Source organism: Achromobacter piechaudii NBRC 102461 (assembly GCF_001571245.1).
Taxonomy (GTDB): Bacteria; Pseudomonadota; Gammaproteobacteria; order Burkholderiales; family Burkholderiaceae_B; genus Achromobacter; species Achromobacter piechaudii.
Window position 1 is genome coordinate 218,633 of sequence record NZ_BCTK01000006.1, and the last position, 18,092, is coordinate 236,724.

15 protein-coding genes are annotated in these 18,092 nt (G+C 66.3%); 7 read left to right on the top strand and 8 right to left on the bottom strand.

Translation table 11 applies throughout. The features are described 5' to 3' along the window. Window positions 1–14: 14 nt before the first annotated feature. Both API01S_RS13185 and API01S_RS13190 read left to right on the top strand, forming a co-directional pair. On the top strand, window positions 15–785 hold the full coding sequence (locus API01S_RS13185; protein ID WP_061304730.1) for a phytanoyl-CoA dioxygenase family protein: 771 nt from the start codon (window positions 15–17) through the stop codon (window positions 783–785). A 129-nt stretch (window positions 786–914) separates the two neighbouring features. Then, complete coding sequence (locus API01S_RS13190) at window positions 915–1,742, top strand: IclR family transcriptional regulator (protein WP_061304731.1); 828 nt, start codon at window positions 915–917, stop codon at window positions 1,740–1,742. Between the two features lie 7 nt (window positions 1,743–1,749). On the opposite strand, the gene dapA is transcribed toward API01S_RS13190, so the two are convergent. The 5 genes from dapA to API01S_RS13215 are packed head-to-tail and all read right to left on the bottom strand — an operon-like array spanning window position 1,750 to window position 8,174. Continuing rightward, window positions 1,750–2,655, bottom strand: a complete 906-nt coding sequence (gene dapA / locus API01S_RS13195) for a 4-hydroxy-tetrahydrodipicolinate synthase (protein WP_006215988.1) — start codon at window positions 2,653–2,655, stop codon at window positions 1,750–1,752. 39 nt (window positions 2,656–2,694) lie between these two features. After that, the gene (locus API01S_RS13200; RefSeq protein ID WP_061304734.1) at window positions 2,695–4,470 is read right to left on the bottom strand and encodes an ABC transporter permease subunit; all 1,776 of its coding nucleotides are present in this window, start codon (window positions 4,468–4,470) and stop codon (window positions 2,695–2,697) included. A 4-nt stretch (window positions 4,471–4,474) separates the two neighbouring features. After that, a complete protein-coding gene (locus API01S_RS13205) occupies window positions 4,475–5,554 on the bottom strand; it encodes an ABC transporter ATP-binding protein (protein WP_039883660.1) in 1,080 nt (359 codons plus the stop codon). 60 nt (window positions 5,555–5,614) lie between these two features. Continuing rightward, window positions 5,615–6,697: an ABC transporter substrate-binding protein gene (locus API01S_RS13210; protein ID WP_061304735.1), complete on the bottom strand. Its 1,083-nt coding sequence runs from the start codon at window positions 6,695–6,697 to the stop codon at window positions 5,615–5,617. A 49-nt stretch (window positions 6,698–6,746) separates the two neighbouring features. Further along, window positions 6,747–8,174, bottom strand: coding sequence for an FAD-binding oxidoreductase (locus API01S_RS13215; protein ID WP_050728602.1), 1,428 nt, complete (start codon window positions 8,172–8,174; stop codon window positions 6,747–6,749). 244 nt (window positions 8,175–8,418) lie between these two features. On the opposite strand from API01S_RS13215, the gene proC reads away from it, so the two are divergent. Further along, window positions 8,419–9,225 carry a pyrroline-5-carboxylate reductase gene (proC, locus tag API01S_RS13220; protein ID WP_061305548.1) on the top strand — a complete coding sequence of 269 codons (807 nt, stop codon included), beginning with the start codon at window positions 8,419–8,421 and terminating at the stop codon, window positions 9,223–9,225. Here the strand turns inward: proC and API01S_RS13225 are convergent. After that, complete coding sequence (locus tag API01S_RS13225; RefSeq protein ID WP_061304737.1) at window positions 9,214–10,668, bottom strand: MFS transporter; 1,455 nt, start codon at window positions 10,666–10,668, stop codon at window positions 9,214–9,216. The genes proC and API01S_RS13225 overlap by 12 nt on opposite strands. A gap of 124 nt (window positions 10,669–10,792) precedes the next feature. Between API01S_RS13225 and API01S_RS13230 the strand changes: the two genes are divergently transcribed. The 3 genes from API01S_RS13230 to API01S_RS13240 all read left to right on the top strand — a co-directional run bounded on the left by API01S_RS13230 (window position 10,793) and on the right by API01S_RS13240 (window position 13,301). After that, complete coding sequence (locus tag API01S_RS13230) at window positions 10,793–11,665, top strand: helix-turn-helix transcriptional regulator (protein ID WP_061304739.1); 873 nt, start codon at window positions 10,793–10,795, stop codon at window positions 11,663–11,665. Between the two features lie 88 nt (window positions 11,666–11,753). Next, a complete protein-coding gene (locus API01S_RS13235; protein WP_061304741.1) occupies window positions 11,754–12,455 on the top strand; it encodes a PadR family transcriptional regulator in 702 nt (233 codons plus the stop codon). Window positions 12,456–12,485: 30 nt separating this feature from the next. Then, the gene (locus API01S_RS13240) at window positions 12,486–13,301 is read left to right on the top strand and encodes a siderophore-interacting protein (protein ID WP_061304744.1); all 816 of its coding nucleotides are present in this window, start codon (window positions 12,486–12,488) and stop codon (window positions 13,299–13,301) included. 36 nt (window positions 13,302–13,337) lie between these two features. On the opposite strand, the gene API01S_RS13245 is transcribed toward API01S_RS13240, so the two are convergent. Continuing rightward, window positions 13,338–14,219, bottom strand: coding sequence for a LysR family transcriptional regulator (locus API01S_RS13245; RefSeq protein WP_050728608.1), 882 nt, complete (start codon window positions 14,217–14,219; stop codon window positions 13,338–13,340). Between the two features lie 101 nt (window positions 14,220–14,320). Between API01S_RS13245 and API01S_RS13250 the strand changes: the two genes are divergently transcribed. Beyond that, complete coding sequence (locus API01S_RS13250; RefSeq protein WP_050728609.1) at window positions 14,321–15,181, top strand: isocitrate lyase/PEP mutase family protein; 861 nt, start codon at window positions 14,321–14,323, stop codon at window positions 15,179–15,181. A 30-nt stretch (window positions 15,182–15,211) separates the two neighbouring features. On the opposite strand, the gene API01S_RS13255 is transcribed toward API01S_RS13250, so the two are convergent. Further along, window positions 15,212–18,091 (bottom strand): WG repeat-containing protein, encoded by a 2,880-nt coding sequence (locus tag API01S_RS13255; RefSeq protein ID WP_061304746.1) that lies wholly within the window; start codon window positions 18,089–18,091, stop codon window positions 15,212–15,214. Window position 18,092: the final 1 nt, after the last annotated feature.

Here is an 18,092-nt window from a genome sequence, read left to right on the forward strand (position 1 = left end):
GTGTGAGGATTGAGATGTCCGGGTTCCTGCACGATGATCAGATAGCCGTCCTGCGCAAGCAGGGCTTTGTGGTGGCCCGCCAGTTCGCGGACGCCAGCCAGGTGGCCGCGCTGCGCGCATTGGCCGAGCGACATTTGCAAGAGCATGTCGCGCCCATCGAATACGAAGCCGACCTGCGTTACCCCGGCGCGCCCGAGTCGCGCACGGCGCAAGGCGGCCTGACCGTACGCCGCCTGCTGAACGCCTACGCGCGCGATCCGCTGTTCGCGCAATGGGCCACGGACCCGCGCATCGGCCAATGGCTGGCGCGTTATTTCGGCGAGCCGGCCGTGCTGTCCACCGTGCATCACAACTGCGTCATGACCAAGCACCCGGCCTATGGCAGCCTGACGGGCTGGCATCAGGACATCCGCTACTGGTCTTTCTCGGACACCGATCTGGTTTCCTGTTGGCTGGCGCTGGTGCCCGAGAGCCCGGACAACGGCGGCCTGTCGTTCATCCCCGGTTCCCACACGGCGGCCTACGCGCCCGAGCAGTTCGACGACAAGAAATTCTTCCGCGACGACGCGCCGCAAAACGCCGATTGGATCGCGCGTGCCGTCAGCCCCAGGCTGGAAGCGGGTGACGTGGTGTTCTTCCATTGCCGCACCCTGCACGCCGCGCCCGGCAATCGCAGCGACCGAGTCAAGCTGTCCCTGGTGCACACCTATCACCCCGCGTCCTGCCATCCGATTGCGGGTACGCGTTCTGCATCGCAGCCAGGAGTGCCGCTGGCGGGGGTGTGAAAGTGATTGATATTTGCTATTAATAATTGAACTACAATTATTTCAAGCGCAATACGCGATGCCGGGCCGGCAAACCCGCATCGCGTTGTTTCTTGCGCGGCCATCCCGGAACTCAATAGGCTGCTCCCCGTGCGCAAATCATCCATCGACGATACGCAAGAACCGCAGGCGACCACCGCAACCCGGTCGTCGCTGTTTGTCGGTTCCACCGAAAAAGCCTTTCAGGTGCTGCACGCGTTCGACGGCTCCAAGCGCCACATGACGCTGGCCGACATCGCGCGCGCCTCGGGGCTAGACCGCAGTGCGACGCAGCGGCTGGTCTACACGCTGGAAACGCTGGGCTATCTGCGCCGCATTCCCGATACGCGCAACTACGGCCTGACGCCCAAGGTGCTGCAATTTTCGTACAACTACGTGCGCGCCAACGAGCTCATCGACAAGGCCTCGCCGTATCTGCTGGACATCAGCCGCACGCTGGGCGAAACCACCAACCTTCAAGAGCTGGATGGGCACGAGATCGTGTTCGTGGCGCGCTTTCCCGGCCATCATCTGGTGAACGTGGACATTGCCGTTGGCAGCCGCCTGCCGGCATTCTTCACGGCCTCGGGCACGGCTATCCTGTCTCGGCTGACGGACGAGCAGCGCCGTGAAATCCTGGTGCAGACGCGGCTCGACCCCATCACGCCTTACACCGAAGTGAACCCCGACAAGTTGCTTGAGCGTGTGCAGCGCGTGGCCGAGAAGGGCTACGCGATCATCGTGAACGAGACGGTGCTGGGCGACATCTCGGTGGCCGCGCCGGTCACCGATCACCGTGGCCTGGCCGTGGCCGCCATCAATATTTCCGTACCCACCACGCGCTGGACCCTGGCCCGCGTCGAAGCCGAGCTGGCGCCACATGTGCAAGTGGCGGCCACCTCGATTTCAAAGTCCAAATTCGCGGGCTATTCCCGATAGGACGGCGTCACTTCACGCCTTCGAATTCCGCCAGCAGCGGCTTGAGCGTTTCACGCAACGCCGCCTGCAACGCATCCGCCGGGGCCACCAGCGGGTCAAGAACCTCGGGCGCGTTCACGCCGATCAGATCCATGACCGACTTCATCGGGCCCGGGTTCGTTTCCGCGAAGGCCAGATCCATCAACGGGATCAGGCGGCGATGCAGTTCCATCGATTCGCGCGTGCGCCCCTCGGCGGCCAGGGCATAGACCTTGCGCCAGGCAGTGGGCAGCAGGCTTGCCGTCACCACGATGCCGCCGCGCGCGCCGGCCGCCAGATGCACCGGCAGCAGCGTGTCTTCACCGCTGAACACCGCGAACGATTCGTCCACGCCCGCCACCGTTCGCAGGAAGTGGTACATGTCCGTGTTGCACGCCTTCATGCCGATGATGTTCGGATGGCGCGACAGTTCGTGCAGCACTTGCGGGGCAATCGCGATGCGCGTGCGGTACGGAATTTCGTAGATCATCACGGGCAGCGGCGACGCATCCGCATAGCGCAGGAAGTAGTCGCGGATGCCGGCTTGCGTGGGCGTCGTGTAGTAGGGCGTCAGCACCATCAGCGCGTCGGCGCCGGCCTCGGCGAATTCGCGGCCGGCTTGCAGCGCGTCGTGATAGCCGGGGTCCAGCACGCCGGGGATGACCGGCACGCGTCCGCCTACGGCCGCAACCGTCAGCTCACACATGCGGATGCGTTCGGCACGCGCCAGCGCGCCGTATTCGCCGGTGCCGCCCAGCGGCACGATGCCGTCGATGCCCTGCTTGAGCAGGTAGGCGATCAAAGCCTTGGCAGCGGTCTCGTTGATGGTGTCGTCGGCGTTGACCGGCGTGGGAATGGCGGGAAAGACTCCGCGCAATTGGGTGGCGTTCAGCATGTTGCGTATCCTGGAAAAAATGAATCAAACGCGCTGGTTTCAGCTGGCCAGGCTGCGGCGGCGCAGCCGGTCGGCCAGCCAGATCAGCGCGGCAATGAAGATGAACAGGCAGGTAGAGACGGCGGCGATGACGGGCGAAATTTGCAGCGTCACCTCGTCCCAGAACTGTTTGGGCAGCGTGGCGTTCAGCCCGCCGGAAGCGAACAGCGCAATCGTCAATTCATCGAACGACGTGGCGAAGGCGAACAGGAACGAGGACATCAGCCCCGCGCCCAGAATGGGAAACGTCACGAAGCGCAGCGTTGCCCATGGCCCCGCGCCCAGGCTTTGCGCGGCCAGATCCAGCCGCGTGTCGTAGTTGCGCAGCACGGCCATCATCGTGATCACCACGTAAGGCACGGCCACCACGGTATGCGCCAGGATGAGACCGATGGTGGAGCCCACCAGCCCGACGCGGGCAAAGAAATAGAACATGCCCACGGCGATGATCATGCGCGGCACCACGATGGGCGACAGCACGAAGGCCAGCATCGCCGACTTGCCGCGCATGTTGGCGCGCACCAGCAGGAAGGCGGCGGGCGTGCCGATCAACATCGCCAACAGCCCCGTGCCCACGCCCACGATCAACGAACGCGTGATGGCCTGCATCCACACGGGCGAGGTGAACATCTGCTCGTACCATTGCAGCGAGAAGCCCTTGGGCGGCCACGTCAGCCCGGAACCGGAATCGAATGACAGCGGGATCATCAGGAAGGCCGGCGCGCTGAGAAACGCCAGCACGCCCAGCACGATCCACCACAGCATGCGCGATTGCCCGGTGCCCGACACCGATCGGCGCACCCGCTTGGGCAGCAGCGCAAACAGCGCATCCGACACATTGGCCAGCAGCGTCAGCACCGCATCGCCCGCGCGGCGCGACAGGCTTTCGCGGCCCGATGCACGCACGCGGGTGGACGCGCCGCCCGTCATGGTGGACAGGCCCAGCACCTTGTCATAGATGGCGAAGACCACCAGCACCACCACCAGCAGCAGCACCGACACCGCGCCGGCGAACTCCCAGTTCATCGTCTGCTGCACCTGGTCGATGATGATCTGCGTGATCATCGTTTCCTTGCGCCCGCCCAGCAACGCCGGCGTGATGAAGAAGCCGATGGCGGTCACGAACACCATGATGGCGGCGGCGGCCACGCCCGGCATCGACAGCGGGAAGTAGATCTTCCAGAAGGCCGTGCCGGGGCGCGCGCCCAGCGTGGATGCGGCGCGCGGCAGGTTGCGGTCGATGTTCTCCATGACGGACAGCATCGTCAGCACCGCCAGCGGCATCAGCGCATGCACCATGCCCACCAGCACGCTGCCGAAGTTGTAGAGCAGGTTGGCCGGCGCATCCAGGATGCCCAGCGCTTGCAGCAGCTGGTTGACCACGCCGTTGCGGCCCAGCAGCACCACCCACGCAAAGGTGCGCACCAGAAAGCTGGTCCAGAAAGACAGCAGCACCCAGAACAGCAGCGAGGTCTTGCGCCGGGCCGACAGGCTGGAGATCAGGTAGGCCACCGGGTAGCCCGCGACCACGGAGAAGAAGGTGGTCCACAGGGAAATCTTCAACGTGATCAGCAGCACGTTCACGTACACCGACGACTCGAACAGCCGGTGATACTGCGCCAGCGTAAAGCCCTGGTCGCCGACGACACTGAGCAACAGCAGTTGGCCTACCGGATAGATCAGCAGCACCAGCAGCAGCACGACCAGCGGCGCGGCCATCAGCAGATGGCGGCGGCCCGGGCTCATGCGCTTGCGAGGGGTGGCAAGGGTTGTCATGCGTTCACTCCGCAATCGCCACCGCATCGGCGGCTTGCCAACTGACCGTCAACGGCTGGCCGATGGCGTACTGCTCGGCCTGACGCTGCGTGGGGTAGGCCACGACGATCGGCGCGGCATCGGCCACGCCCGAGTCCAGGTACAGCTTGGTCAGGCTGCCCGTGACCATCACGTCCAGCAGCTTGCCGCTCAGGCCTGCGCCCGAGGTGGACACGCGCAGGTTTTGCGGGCGCAGCATGACCGTCACTTTCTGGCCGACCTTGATGGGCGCGCCATTGGACAGCGCCTGGCCGGTGACGCCCTGATGCGCCAGCTTGACGGTCAAGGTGTCGCCGTCCACCGCCGCGACTTCGCCCTGCAACAGGTTCGATTCGCCCAGGAAGTCGGCCACGAACAGCGTGCGGGGGCGGAAGTACAGGTCGGCCGGCGTGCCCAGCTGTTCGATCGCGCCGCCGTTCATCAGGCAGATGCGGTCGGACATGGTCATGGCCTCTTCCTGGTCATGCGTGACGTAGACGATGGTGGTGCCCAGCTCGCGGTGGATGCGCTTGATCTCAAGCTGCATCTGGTCGCGCAGCTTCTTGTCCAGCGCGCCCAGCGGTTCGTCCATCAGGATGATGGCGGGCCGGTAGACCATGCAGCGCGCCAGCGCGATGCGTTGCTGCTGGCCGCCCGACAGCTCGCGCGGCAGGCGCGTGGCCACGTGCGGCAGGCGCACCATGTCCAGCGCCTCGTGTGCGCGGCGGCGCGCTTCGGCTGCCGGCACCTTGCGCATCTTCAAGGGAAACGCGATGTTCTCCTCGATGCTCATGTGCGGGAACAGCGCGTAGTTCTGGAACACCATGCCGATGTCCCGTTCATACGGCGCGCCATAGGTGACGTCGGCGCCGTCGATCAGCACGCGGCCCTCGTCGGGCTGCGCCAGGCCGGCGATGAGGCTCAACAAGGTGGTCTTGCCGGAGCCGGACGGACCCAGCAAGGTCAGGAATTCGCCACGGGCGACGTCCAGGTGCGTGGGCGCCAGCGCGACGAAATCGCCATAGCGCTTGCCCAGGCCCGAGATTTGCAGATTGGAAGAAGACATGGTGTTCAGCAATGTGGATGCGCCCGGCGCGCGCCACGGCGGTGGCGCGCGGCCGCAGGCTTATTTCAGGACCCAGCCGTTGAAGCGCTCAAGCACGTCGCGTTGCTTGTCGAGCCAGTACGCGGCGTTGATGTGCAGGCCGGACTTGATGTTGTCCGGGTGGGTCGGGCAGTTGCGCGCGACGTCGGCCTTGATGTAATCGAAGGCGGCAGGCTGCGTGACGCCGGCGGCGAAGTATTCGACCAGCGCGGCCTGGCGCTTGGGGTCGGACGCAAACTTGATGAATTCGCGGCAGGCGTCGGCGTTGGGCGTGCCTTTCAGGATCGACCAGTTGTCGCAGCCCCAGATATTCTGGTCCCACACGATCTGCACCGGCGCGCCGTTGGCGATGGCCGATTGCGCGCGCGAGACCCAGGTGGCGATCATGTCCACTTCGCCCGATCCCAGCATCTGTTCGACCTGCGCGCCCGTGTTCCACCACACGTCGACGGACGGCTTGACCTTGTCCAGGCTGGCCAGCGCGCGATCGATGTCGCAGGGGTAGACCTTGTCGGTCGGCACGCCGTCGGCCATCAGCGCTTCTTCGATGGTGTCGAACGGATGCTTGCGCAGGCCACGGCGGCCGGGAATATCTTTCACATTCCAGAAATCAGCCCACGACGCGGGCGCGCGGCGGCCCTTGAACGCGTCGGTGCGGTACGCCAGCACGGTCGTGTAGACGTTGTTGCCCACGCCGTAGGGCGACATGTATTGCTTCGGGATGGTGGCCACGACCGGGTCGGATTCCAGGCCATGCTTTTCCAGATAGACCTTGCCGCCTTCGGTCAGCATCAGGATGGCGGGCTGGCTGATCTTGGCCATGTCCCAGGTGTAGTTGCCCGTGTCGACCATGCTGCGGATCTGCGCGGTGGGTTCGGCGTTGGCCTGCACGCCCACCACCTGGATACCGGTCGCTTCCGAGAACGGCTTGTAGAACACCGCGCCGTAAGCCTTGCTGTAGATGCCGCCGTCGTCACGCACGACGATGCGCTTGGATGCCGCGCGCGAGGGCGTCCAGATCATGGGCATGGCCAGCGCGGCGGCGCCTGCGGCCACGGTTTTCAGCGCGCTGCGGCGCGAGGCGTTGTGGGGGGTCGATTTCATGGAGGACTCCTGCGGGTCGGATCAGAGACAACGGGTCAAGAACGACGGCTCAAGGCAGCAAGCGGCCGGGATTGAAAAGATTGGCGGGATCGAAGGTGGACTTCAGCGCGCGCATCATCGCCAGTTCGACGGGCGACTTGTAATGCGCCATCTCGGCCAGCGAGGTGCGGCCCACGCCATGTTCGGCGCTGAACGTGCCGCCCAGCGCGTGGGAGACATCGTTGACGGCGCGGCGGATGTCGGCGGCCATCGCGTCACGGTTGGGCAGCGCGTTCCAGGCGTCGAACGTGAAGAAGGGGATGAAGTGCACGTTGCCATCGCCCAGGTGCGCCACGATCAGCACCGGCAGGTCGGGCACCAGGCGGCGCACGGCCTGCGTGGCTTCGTCGATGAAGCGCGGCACGCTGGAGACGGGCACGGCGCTGTCCGTGGTCAGGCCCACACCCGCCTTCTTGTTGCCTTCGGACACGCTGTGCCGCACTTCCCAAAGCGCGGCGCGCTGGCTGTCGTTGCTGGCCAGCACCGCATCGTGCAACAGGCCCAGCTCCGAGGCCTGTTCCAGCGTCTGCTGCAACAGCTCTTCTAGTTCGGGGCCGCTGCCGGTGTCGGACAGTTCCACCAGCACATGCCAGGGGTGCGCGCCATCCAGCGGATTCTTGCGGCCCGGCACATGCTCCATCACGATGTCCAGCTGATTGCTGTCGATCATTTCAAAGGCCGACAGCCGCGAGCCGCAGGCGCGCTGGAACATGCCCAGTATTTCCAGCGCGGCGGCGGGGCTGTCCGGCGCCAGCCAGGCCACGGCGTGGCGCGTCGGCAGCGGATGCAGCTTGAGCACGGCGGCGGTGACGATGCCCATCGTGCCTTCAGCGCCGATGAACAGGTGCTTGAGGTCAAAGCCGGTATTGTTCTTGCGCAGCGCGGTCAGGCCGTTCCAGACTTCGCCATCGGGCAGCACGACTTCCAAGCCCAGGATGTTGTCGCGCGTGTTGCCGTAGCGCAGCACGCCGGTGCCGCCCGCGTTGGTGGCGATGGTGCCGCCGATCTGGCACGAGCCTTCCGCGCCCAGGCTGATGGGATACAGCCGGCCTTCGGCGGCCGCCGCTTCCTGCACCGTGGCCAGCACGCAGCCCGCTTCGACTTCCATGGAGTTGTTGGCGGCGTCGATCCGGCGCACGCGGCGCATGCGGGCCAGGTTGACGATGACGGGCGGCGTGCCGCTGGCCGCCGGCACCGCGCCGCCGCACAGGCTGGTGTTGCCGCCTTGCGGCAGCACGGGCGTGGCATGGGCGTTGCACAGCTTGACGATGTCGGCGACCTGCTGCGTGTTGCCGGGCAGCGCGACGCACAGCGCGGGCCCCTTGTAGCGGCCGCGCCAATCTTCGGTATAGCCCGCCGTGTCGGCGTCGGAATGGAGGATGGCGTCGGCGCCCAGGGCCTGGGTCAACGCGTCTAGCAGGGTGATGCCGTGGGTCATGTCTGTGGTCCTGAATGAAGCCCAGGAGTCAAAGGAACCCGAGCGCATTGAGGCACAGCATACGATCGATTAAATCGCTTTTCGATTTGATTAATCGTATATCAATCGAATTCAGGGTATGTCCTAGTCGAATCTAGCCCTGTTTGGCGCAGACTGACGCGTCAATATTGATCGAAATACAATCATATCGTGTGATATGCAATTTTATAAGTCCATCGCCAAACCCTTATTGGAGCTCGACTGCATGCGCGAAAAAATCGTTTTTATCGGAGGCGGCAACATGGCTTCCGCCATCATCGACGGCCTGCTGGGTCAAGGCCGGGAGCTGGCCGACTTCCTGGTGATCGAGCCCTACGCGCCGACGCGCGACGCACTGATTGCTCGCGGGCTCACCTGCCAGGAAGGCGTGGGGCCAGCCATTGGCGACGCCGTCCTGTGCGTGCTGGCCACCAAGCCGCAGGGCTTGCAGGAGGCTTGCGGCCAGGTTCGGGGCTACCTGCCCGCCGCCGCCACCGTGGTCAGTATCGCGGCGGGGGTGGATCTGGCATCGCTGTCGAACTGGCTGGCCGGCCATGCGCGCATCGTGCGCGCTATGCCCAACACGCCCGCCAAGGTCGGCCTGGGCATGACGGGGCTGTACGCCACGGCAGCATGCGGCGCGGCCGAACGCGAGCGGGTCGATGCGCTGTTCAAAGCCGTGGGCGAGCGCCTCTGGACCGATAACGAAGCCATGATCGACGCCATCACCGCCGTGACTGGCAGCGGCCCCGGCTACGTCTTCCACTTCATGGCGGCCCTGCAAAAAGGCGCGGTCGAACTGGGATTTTCGGACGCCGACGCGCGCCGCCTGGCCGTCGCCACGTTTCGCGGCGCGGCCGGCCTTGCCGCCAGCGAAGACGTACCGCTTGCCGAATTGCAGGATCGCGTCACGTCCAAGGGCGGCACCACCTACGCGGCCTTGACGCACTTGCGGCAGGCGGGCGTGGCCGACGCGATTTGCGAGGCCGTGCACAAGGCCGAACAGCGCGCGCGCGAATTGTCAGCGGGGTAAGGGCGAGCGGCGGCGTCGGCCCAGCCACCAGAGCAAGCCGACAGATGCGGCGATGGCCGCCACGTTGAACTGCAAGGCTGACGCAAACGCGCGTGCATAGCGCTCGGGCGCGGTCGCGTCGGCATGTGCGAGCAGCGTGCCGCCGAACAGCATGCCGGCCGCCGAGACGCCCAGCGCCGCGCCGATCTGCTGCAAGGTCGACACCACCCCCGCCGCCATGCCGGCATGCCGGTCCTGAACCAGCCCCAGCGCCAGATTGACCAAGGGCGTGTTGACCGCGCCCTGCGCCGCGCCCAGCCAGACCAGCGCGGGCACGAGCGACCAGGGCGACAGCGCCGCGCCCGCGATGCCCACCTGCGCCATCAACGTTGCGGTGGCGCCGCCGTACAGCAGCGCGGCGAACGCAATGGCGGGCGTGCCAAAGCGGGCGACCAGCCGGGGCGCGGCCATGGAGCCCGCAACGAACCCCACACTGGCAGGCGCAAAGATCAAACCCGCCGTCAACGGATCCACGCCAAAGCCGGTTTGCAGCAGCAGCGCGTAGCTGAGAAACATGGCGCTGGCGGTGGAGAACACCAGCATCACCAGCAGGCAACCCACCGCAAAGTCCGGCTGCCGCATCAATTCCATGTCGAGCAGCGGCGCGCCGCCGCGCGCCTTCAGCGCACGCTGCATGCACACGAAAACGGCCAGCAGCACCCCGGACACCGCGCCGCAGGCCAGCGTCCATGCGGGCCATTGCCGCGTTGGCCCCTCGATCAAGGCCAGCAATAGCAGGGCCAGCCCGATCGCCACGCATCCGGCTCCCGGCCAATCCATGGGCGCGCCCGAGGGCTCGCGCGATTCCGGAATGTGGCGCGCCAGCCGCCACGCCGCCAGGCCCAGCGGGACGTTGATGAGGAAGATGGTGCGCCACGCCAGGCCGAACAGATCGGCATGCACGATCCAGCCGCCCAGTACCTGGCCGGCAATCGCCGCCAACCCCAGCGTCATGCCCATCAAGCCGAATGCGCGCCTGCGGGCGGGCCCGTCGTAGCTGACGCGGATCAGTGCGTACACCTGCGGAAACAGCAGCGCGGCGGCCACGCCCTGCAACACGCGCGCGGCAATCAGCGTGTTGGCGTCGGGGGCCAGCCCGCATAACGCAGAGGCGAGCGCGAAGCCCGCCATGCCGAACATGAAGAGGCGTCGGCGGCCATGGCGGTCGCCCAGGCGGCTGCCCGCGATCAACAGCACGCCGTAGGCCATTTCGTAGGCGGCGATGATGAAGTTGATCTGCGCGAAGCTGGCGGGCAGGGTGGTCTGCATGCTGGGGATGGCAATGTTCACCACGAACAGGTCGAAGATGGTGATGAAGCCGCTCGACAGCAGGACGGCCAGGCCCAGCGGCCCCAACGTTTGAGGGGCCGGGGCTGGCGTGGAAAGGGATGCGGTCAAGGTCATGCGAGGGCCGTCTGAGTAAGAAACGGCGCTATTCTGGGCGGCTCGACAGCCTTATACAATTTAGCTGTTTATGCTGTTACTACAGGCAATGGCCTGAGTCGACGTTCCTCTTTTCTACCCGCCCATGACCTCATCCCCCGCCCCTCAACGGCTAGACCGCACGCGCGCCGATCTTGCCGAATTCCTGCGCCTGCGGCGTGAACGCCTCAGCCCCGCCGAGCTGGGCCTGCCCGCTGGCGGCCGACGGCGCACGCCGGGTTTGCGGCGTGAAGAAGTGGCGGCCCTGGCTGGGGTGGGCCTGGCTTGGTACACGTGGTTCGAACAGGGCCGCAACATCAGCGTGTCCGCCACGTTCCTGGAAAACCTGGCGCGCGTGCTGAAGCTGGACGCCGCCGAGCGCCGCCATCTTTACCTGCTGGCCCACCAGCGGCCACCCGCCGAAGCAGGCCGCACGTGGTGCACCGTACCGCCGCAGGTCCGCCGCTTGATGGATGACCTGCCCGCGCGCCCGGCTTACATCCTGAACCTGCGCTGGGACGTGGTGATGTGGAACGCCGCCGCCGACCGCGTGTTCGACTTTTCGGCGCAGCCCGAGGGGCGACGCAACCTGTTGTGGATGTTGTTCGTCGTGCCCGCGATGCGCCGCCTGTTCGTCGACTGGCCCGCGCAAGCGCCCGCCATGCTGTCCACGTTCCGGCGCGACTTCGCCAGCGCCTCCGGCGTGCCGGACATTGCTGAGCTGGTCGATGAACTGCAAGCCGTCTCGCCGGACTTCAAGGCGTGGTGGCGCGAGCATGAAGTGCATGGCGCCTGCATGGGCCAGCGCGTCCTGCACATCGAATCGCTGGGCGACATCGCCTTCGAACACACGACGCTGACCGTCGATGAAAGCCGCCATCTGCGCCTGGTCGTCTATGGCGTCGCGCCCGGGGACGCGATGGCGGAGTCATTCGCGCGCTGGCTGGGTGGCCATCGGGCCGCCGCAGCCTCTGGATAGAGCACCGCCGTTCGAAGTTGTTGACGCCAGGAATTTCCCGGGTGTATCGTAAGATCTATATCTTTAGATACATCGTAAGAGGCATTCCATGCGCCATCACGACTTTCAGACACCCGGACACGGCGTCCATCATCGCCATCACCACCCCCACCATCACAACCCCTCGCATGCCCACCACGCCGCCTCGCGCGGCGATTGGTTTTCCGGCCCCTCCGATGACGGACGCGGCGACGCCGACGGCTTTGGCGGCGATGGCCGTGGCTTTACACGCGGCCGCCGCGTGTCGGCCGACGACCTGCAACTGATGCTGCTTGGCCTGTTGGAAAAGAACCCCAGCCACGGCTATGAACTCATCAAGGCGTTCGGGGCCCTGAGCAACGGCTTCTACACGCCCAGCCCCGGCATGGTGTATCCGGCGCTGACCTATCTGGAAGAGCTGGGCTACGCCACGGTCGAGCAGGACGGCGCCAAGAAGCGCTACCACCTGGCGGACGCCGGCAAGGCGCATCTGGATGCCAACCGCGAACGCGTCGCGCTGATGTTCAGCCGCTTCAAGCACATCGCCAAAAAGATGGATTGGATGCGGCAGGCCTGGAGCGGCGAACCGCGCAACCTGGGGCCCGAGGGCGAAGACGCGCGCACCGGCTGGGTGCCGGAATTCGTGCAGGCGCGCCATGCCCTGCGCCGCGTGTTGATGGAACGCACCGACGCCTCGCCTGCGGAGCAGCGCCGCATCGCCGCCATCCTGGCGCGCGCGACCGACGAGATCAACGCCAAGCCCTGTGCCTGATCCCGGCCTTACCCAGAATCTGGAGTTTCAATGAACCGTAGCGACCTTAGCGTGGAGCGCGTGCGCCACAACCTCAAAATGCGCGTGTTGACCGTCGTGCGCGTCGAACCGGTGGCGGGGCTGTTGGCCCGCGTCACCTTCACCGGCGAGGACCTGCACGACTTTGTCTCGGCCTCGTTCGACGATCACGTCAAACTGTTCTTTCCCGCCGACCCGACGCAGCCGCCCGCCTTGCCCAGCGTCGGCCCGGACGGCGTGAAGTTTCCCGAAGATGCCCCCAAGCCCGCCGCGCGCGATTACACGCCGCGCCGCTTCGACGCCGCACGCCGCGAACTGGATATCGAATTCGTCTTGCATGGTGATGGCCCGGCGTGCACCTGGGCCGCGCAGGCGCGGCCCGGTCAGCAGTTAGGCATCGGTGGCCCGCGCGGATCGTTCGTCGTGCCCAAGGGCTTTGACTGGCATGTACTGATCGGCGACGAAACCGCGTTGCCCGCCATCGCGCGCCGTCTTGAAGAGCTGCCTGCCAGCACGCAGGCGCTGCTGTTGGTCGAAGTGCCAACGTCGGACAACGAGATCGCGCTGGACTCGGCCGCCCGGACTTCGGTGCGCTGGCTGCACCGTAATGGCATGGCGGCGGGTTACAGCACCTTGCTGTTGGAAGCCGCGCGGGAACTGGTGCTGCCGGCGGGCGAGGGCTATGTCTGGGTCGCGGCGGAATCCGCCGTCGCCAAGGCCGTGCGCGAGATCATGGTGTCGCAGCACGGCATCGATAAATCCCGCATCCGCGCCGCCAGCTATTGGAAGCGTGGCGCGGTCGCGGTGCATGAGTCGCATGAAGACTGATTGAGCCAAGCATCACACGCCAAACGCCCTTCCGCCTTACGCACCACGCGCCAGCCGCAGCAGGTTTTCCACCCGTCCTCCCGGCGCGTCCTGCCTGAGCGCCAGGCCCAACACCGCGCGCGGCCAGTCCAGCGCGAACGGGCGGTACACCACGCCATCCGGGCGCAGGTGGCGCAGTGAAGCGGGCACCACGGCCACGCCCATGCCCGCCGCCACCAGATTCACCGCCGATGACAACTGCGGCGCGCGCTGGCCGATCAGCGGATTCAGGCCGTGCTGTCGGCACGCGGCCATGATGTCCGCGCTAAGGCCGTAGCCCGATTTGCGCGAATACAGGATGAAGCGTTCCTGCGTCAGATCCTTGGGTGCCAAACGCTTGCGGCGCGCCAGCGGATGGCCCAGCGGCAAGGCCACTACCAGCGGTTCTTCGGTCAGCTGCGTGAACGACAGTCCGCCTTCCAGCGCGAACGGCGGGCGCACGAACGCGGCGTCTATCGCGCCGTCGCGCAATTGCGCCACCAGCGTTTCGCTATCGCCCTGCGACAGCGTCATGGCCACGTCGGGATAGCGCTGCCGGTATTGCCGGATCACTTCCGTCACCACGCCATTGAACGAGGCCGACTCGGTAAAGCCCAGCGCCAGTTCACCGACTTCGCCCCGCGCAGCGCGTTGCGCAGTCTGCACGGCGGCTTGCGCGCGTTGCAGGATGTCCTGCGCGCACGCCAGGAAGGCGCGACCCGCATCGTTCAAGACTACGCCGCGACCGGTGCGATCAAACAGGGGAGTGCCCACTTCCTGTTCCAGTTGCCGGATCTGCTGGCTTAACGGCGGCTGCGCCATCCCCAGTATTTCGGCGGCGCGGGTGAAGTGCTGGGCCTCGGCCGTCACCACGAAATAGCGCAGATGGCGCAGTTCCATATCAATACCTTTTACGTACTGGTTATAAACATTCCATATATTGGACATTCTATTCGCGCAGGTCGATCATGCGGGCATAGATCCCTATTCAAGGAATATCCATGACCGCTACCCTCAAACCCGGCGCCTTGCTGCGCCAGCAATTGGCCAGCGACATCGTCGTCGCGCCCGGCGCCTACGACGGCCTGTCGGCGCGGCTGGTCGCGGCAGCCGGTTTTGGCGCTGTCTATGCCAGCGGGGGCGCCATCGCGCGCGCGGCCGGCTATCCAGATATCGGCCTGCTCAGTTTTACGGAAGTGATGGACCGCGTGGAGAAGATCGTCGACGCCAGCGGACTGCCGGTGGTGGCCGATGCGGACACGGGCTTTGGCGGCTCCGCCAATGTCGAGCGCACCGTGCGCATCATGGAACGCGCAGGCGTGGCCGCGTTTCATATCGAAGACCAATCCTTTCCCAAGCGCTGCGGCCATCTGGACGACAAGAGCCTGGTGGACGCCGATGAAATGTGCCGCAAGGTACACATCGCGCGTCAGACCTTGAGCGATGCCGACACGCTGGTCATCGCCCGCACCGACGCCATCGCAGTCGAAGGATTCGACGCCGCCATCACGCGCGCGCAGCGTTACCTGAAAGCGGGCGCGGACATGATCTTTGTTGAAGCGCCCGAGACGCTGGAGCAGATCCGCGCCATCGCCGACCGGCTGCCGGGTTTGAAACTCATCAACATGTTCTACGGCGGCAAGACGCCCCTGGTGCCCTTGCCAGAGCTGGCCGCGATGGGCTATCGCCTATGCATCATCCCGTCGGACTTGCAGCGCGCGGCGATTCACGCCATGCAGGCCACGCTGGCCGCCATCAAGCAGACGGGCGACAGCAGCGCGCTGGCCGATCAGCTGACCAGCTTCAAGGAACGCGAGGCCATCGTGCAGACTCAGCGTTATCTGGCGTTGGACACACAGTAGGCGTCCAACGCCAGCGGCCGTGCGCCAGGCTTAACGGTCGCAGCGCGCGGGCATCGTGTTTGGCCACAAGCGTTGCCCGTTGCTGCCGTACAGCGTGCGCACGCCGCAAACCATCTGCACCCGCGCCAGCGCATGGCCGGCCGGGTCGATGATTTCCGAAGCGTCGGTCGTGGACACCACCGCGCGTCGGTTCAGGAACGGCGTGAGGGCGGTGTAGGCGGGCTTGATCACGTATTCGCCCTGCCGGTCGACATAGCCGAAAGTCATGTCGTCCAGCGCCGGCGCCAGGCCGTCGCGCAGCGTGCCCAGCGCGTTGAACGCGGGGCCGGTGAGCGCGCCCTTGGCATCCACCGAGCGCATCGCGCGCGTCGGTAGCAGCGCCACCGCCCGGCCTTCCGAGAACGCGGATGCCGTGGCCTCGGCCTGCAAGTGCGTCTTGCCGTTGGGCTCGACGTAGTCCGTCTTCCACTGCCCGTTGACCTCGTAATGGCGCAGCAGCAGCGGCGAGCCCTGCGGCCAGCGCCAATCGCCCGACGGCAGTGTCACGACCGTCTTGCCCGTCGTGTCGATCAGCCGCGCGCCGCTTTCATCGGCAGCCAGCGCGCGCGCCGGTGTGCCCTGGAAGGTCGAACCAGTGGCGGCGCGCGGCGCGATCTGCCAGCCGCCTTGTTCGTTCAGATAGCCGAAGCGAGGGGCGCGGCGGATTTCCAGCCAGTCGCCCAGGCGTGTGTAGAGCGCGTCTTCCAGGTCCACCACCTCGGCGCCATCGGCGGAAAAGATCCAGCGATGCTGATCGCTGCCGACGGTGATGGTGCCGTCCGGTTCGAGGGCAACCTGCAAGCGTCTGGTGAAGGGCGTCAGCGCGCGGCCCTCGTTGTTGAACAGCGCGACGGGGCGGGTGTAGTCCTCGTCCTGCCCGCCTGCCTGCATCACCTTCCATAACGAGTCGTTGACGCGCTCGATGGCGGCGTGGCGGGCGGGCACGACCCACTTGCCTTGCAGGTCGATCACGCCCACGCGGTCATGGCCCAGCGATGCGACGGCGTGGCCATTGCGGAACGCGCCGATGTCCTGGAACGCGGGCGCGGCCAGCTCCTTGCCGGCCACGAAGTCGTACAGCCCCCACGGCGCATCGCCGCTGGCAGTCTTCACGTAGCGTATGACGCCCGGCGCAACGACCTCCGAATCGAAGACGTCGGCGGGCAGGGCGTACAGCTTGCCCTCGCGGTCGATCATCTTGTTCGCGCCGTTGCTATACACCAGCGCATAGCCTTGATGAAACTCGCCGATGTGCTGCTGCAGGGGCAGGCTCATCGGGCGGCCCTGGGCGTCCAGCAGCTGCATGCCATCGACGGTGGTCGCGGCGTAGCGCAGTTGCTGCGCATCGAGCGGGTCGGTCGGCGCCATCTCGCGGCCTTCTCGGTCCGCGCCCAGGTCCAGCGGTACAAGCTCCGTCCACGCCGGGTCGGTCACCATGCTGCCGTCGGCCAGCAGCAGGACGGCGCCCGCCGGTCCGCATTGGCAATGCGATTGGCCCAGCGTGCCCAGCGGCGCGCCGGGCAGGTTCAGGGGCAGCGCCTTCAGTTCCATGTTCTGCGCGGCCTCGACGGCCTCGGCCTTGAGCAGCGGGCGGCCGTCGGCATCGATGATGTTGAGCAGTCCGCCTTCCTGCTTCGCGATCCACAGCCGGCCTTGGCGCACGTCGATGTTGCCCGCTTGCGCGAGCCCCTTGGGCGCGGAATCGCCGTGCAGCCAAACGCCCTTGGGCGTCAACAGACCAGCGCTTTCTTCGCCCTTGAACAGCACGAAGCCTTCTGCGTCGGTCGTGGCCATCATGCCCGCGCCCAAGGACACCGGCTTGGTCTGGCCGGGCACCAGCGCCATCATTCCGTCGTCCGACGGATAGACGATCGTGTCGCCAAACCGCTGCGAGGCCTGGGCCTCGGCCGTCGTCATGGTGACCACGAGCTGGCCGGCTGCATCCAGTACCGCATAGCCTTTGCGCCCGCCCAACTCGGCGCTCCAGAACTTGCGGCCCACGGGGTTCAGCGAACCATAGTGCTGGTCCGCGCCGATCACCGTGCCGTCCTTGCCCAGCAGCACCGCGCCGTCCGGGCCATAGCCCACCGCCAGCATGCCGTCGCGGGGCGACGTGATGTCGTCGAACACGGGCTCCACCACCCAGTTCCAATCGCGGTCCACCAAGCCATACCGGTACTCGCCGTTGTTGGCCAGGTACAAGCCATCGCCATAGGCTTGCGTCACCGCCACGCCGGGCTTGGCGAAGCGGCGTTCGCCCGTGGGGGATCGGTATTCCACCTTGAATTGCACGGCGGCGCGCGCGGGCATGCCGTCTTCGATGATGAGGCTGTCAATGCCCCCGTCCAGCGGTTCGCCCACCGGCTCGCCCTGCCGGTCGATAAGGTGCTGGCGTCCGTCCAGCGTGGCCACGGCCAGTCCGATTTCGGCGTAGTCGCCCACGCTGTCGTAACGCGGTGGCACGGCCATGCGGCCTTGCGGATTGATGAAGCCCCATTTGCCTTGCCATTGCACGGCGGCCAGGCCGTGGCGGAAGTCGCGCACGTTCTCGAAAATGGGGCGGACCACCAGCCTGCCGTTGGCGTCCAGAAAGCCCCAGGCGTGGCGGCGCAGGGACTCGTCGGGTGGCACGCGGCGCATCGATTCCAATGCGGATGGCAGCAGCACGGCGGCGCGGCCATCGGACAGGTTGCGGATGCAGCCGTTGGCGTAGGGGGTGTGATACGAGATGTCGTCGATGGCGGCGTCGCTGCGCGAGCGCGTTTCGTCGACGCAAAATACATGGCCCATCTGCGCGTGCGCGGACAGGGACGCGCCCAGCGCGGCCAGGGCGCAGGCGATGCGGGTGGTGCGGATCACGCGTGACGTCATG

Excerpts from the sequence above, each read along its gene's own strand:
- API01S_RS13230 (WP_061304739.1), top strand. The coding sequence starts at position 10,793 with ATGACCTCATCCCCCGCCCCTCAACGGCTAGACCGCACGCGCGCCGAT.
- API01S_RS13255 (WP_061304746.1), bottom strand. The coding sequence starts at position 18,091 with ATGACGTCACGCGTGATCCGCACCACCCGCATCGCCTGCGCCCTGGCC.
- API01S_RS13200 (WP_061304734.1), bottom strand. The coding sequence starts at position 4,470 with ATGACAACCCTTGCCACCCCTCGCAAGCGCATGAGCCCGGGCCGCCGC.
- API01S_RS13240 (WP_061304744.1), top strand. The coding sequence starts at position 12,486 with ATGAACCGTAGCGACCTTAGCGTGGAGCGCGTGCGCCACAACCTCAAA.
- API01S_RS13250 (WP_050728609.1), top strand. The coding sequence starts at position 14,321 with ATGACCGCTACCCTCAAACCCGGCGCCTTGCTGCGCCAGCAATTGGCC.
- proC (WP_061305548.1), top strand. The coding sequence starts at position 8,419 with ATGCGCGAAAAAATCGTTTTTATCGGAGGCGGCAACATGGCTTCCGCC.
- API01S_RS13185 (WP_061304730.1), top strand. The coding sequence starts at position 15 with ATGTCCGGGTTCCTGCACGATGATCAGATAGCCGTCCTGCGCAAGCAG.
- API01S_RS13225 (WP_061304737.1), bottom strand. The coding sequence starts at position 10,668 with ATGACCTTGACCGCATCCCTTTCCACGCCAGCCCCGGCCCCTCAAACG.
- API01S_RS13235 (WP_061304741.1), top strand. The coding sequence starts at position 11,754 with ATGCGCCATCACGACTTTCAGACACCCGGACACGGCGTCCATCATCGC.
- API01S_RS13245 (WP_050728608.1), bottom strand. The coding sequence starts at position 14,219 with ATGGAACTGCGCCATCTGCGCTATTTCGTGGTGACGGCCGAGGCCCAG.
- API01S_RS13205 (WP_039883660.1), bottom strand. The coding sequence starts at position 5,554 with ATGTCTTCTTCCAATCTGCAAATCTCGGGCCTGGGCAAGCGCTATGGC.
- API01S_RS13215 (WP_050728602.1), bottom strand. The coding sequence starts at position 8,174 with ATGACCCACGGCATCACCCTGCTAGACGCGTTGACCCAGGCCCTGGGC.
- dapA (WP_006215988.1), bottom strand. The coding sequence starts at position 2,655 with ATGCTGAACGCCACCCAATTGCGCGGAGTCTTTCCCGCCATTCCCACG.
- API01S_RS13210 (WP_061304735.1), bottom strand. The coding sequence starts at position 6,697 with ATGAAATCGACCCCCCACAACGCCTCGCGCCGCAGCGCGCTGAAAACC.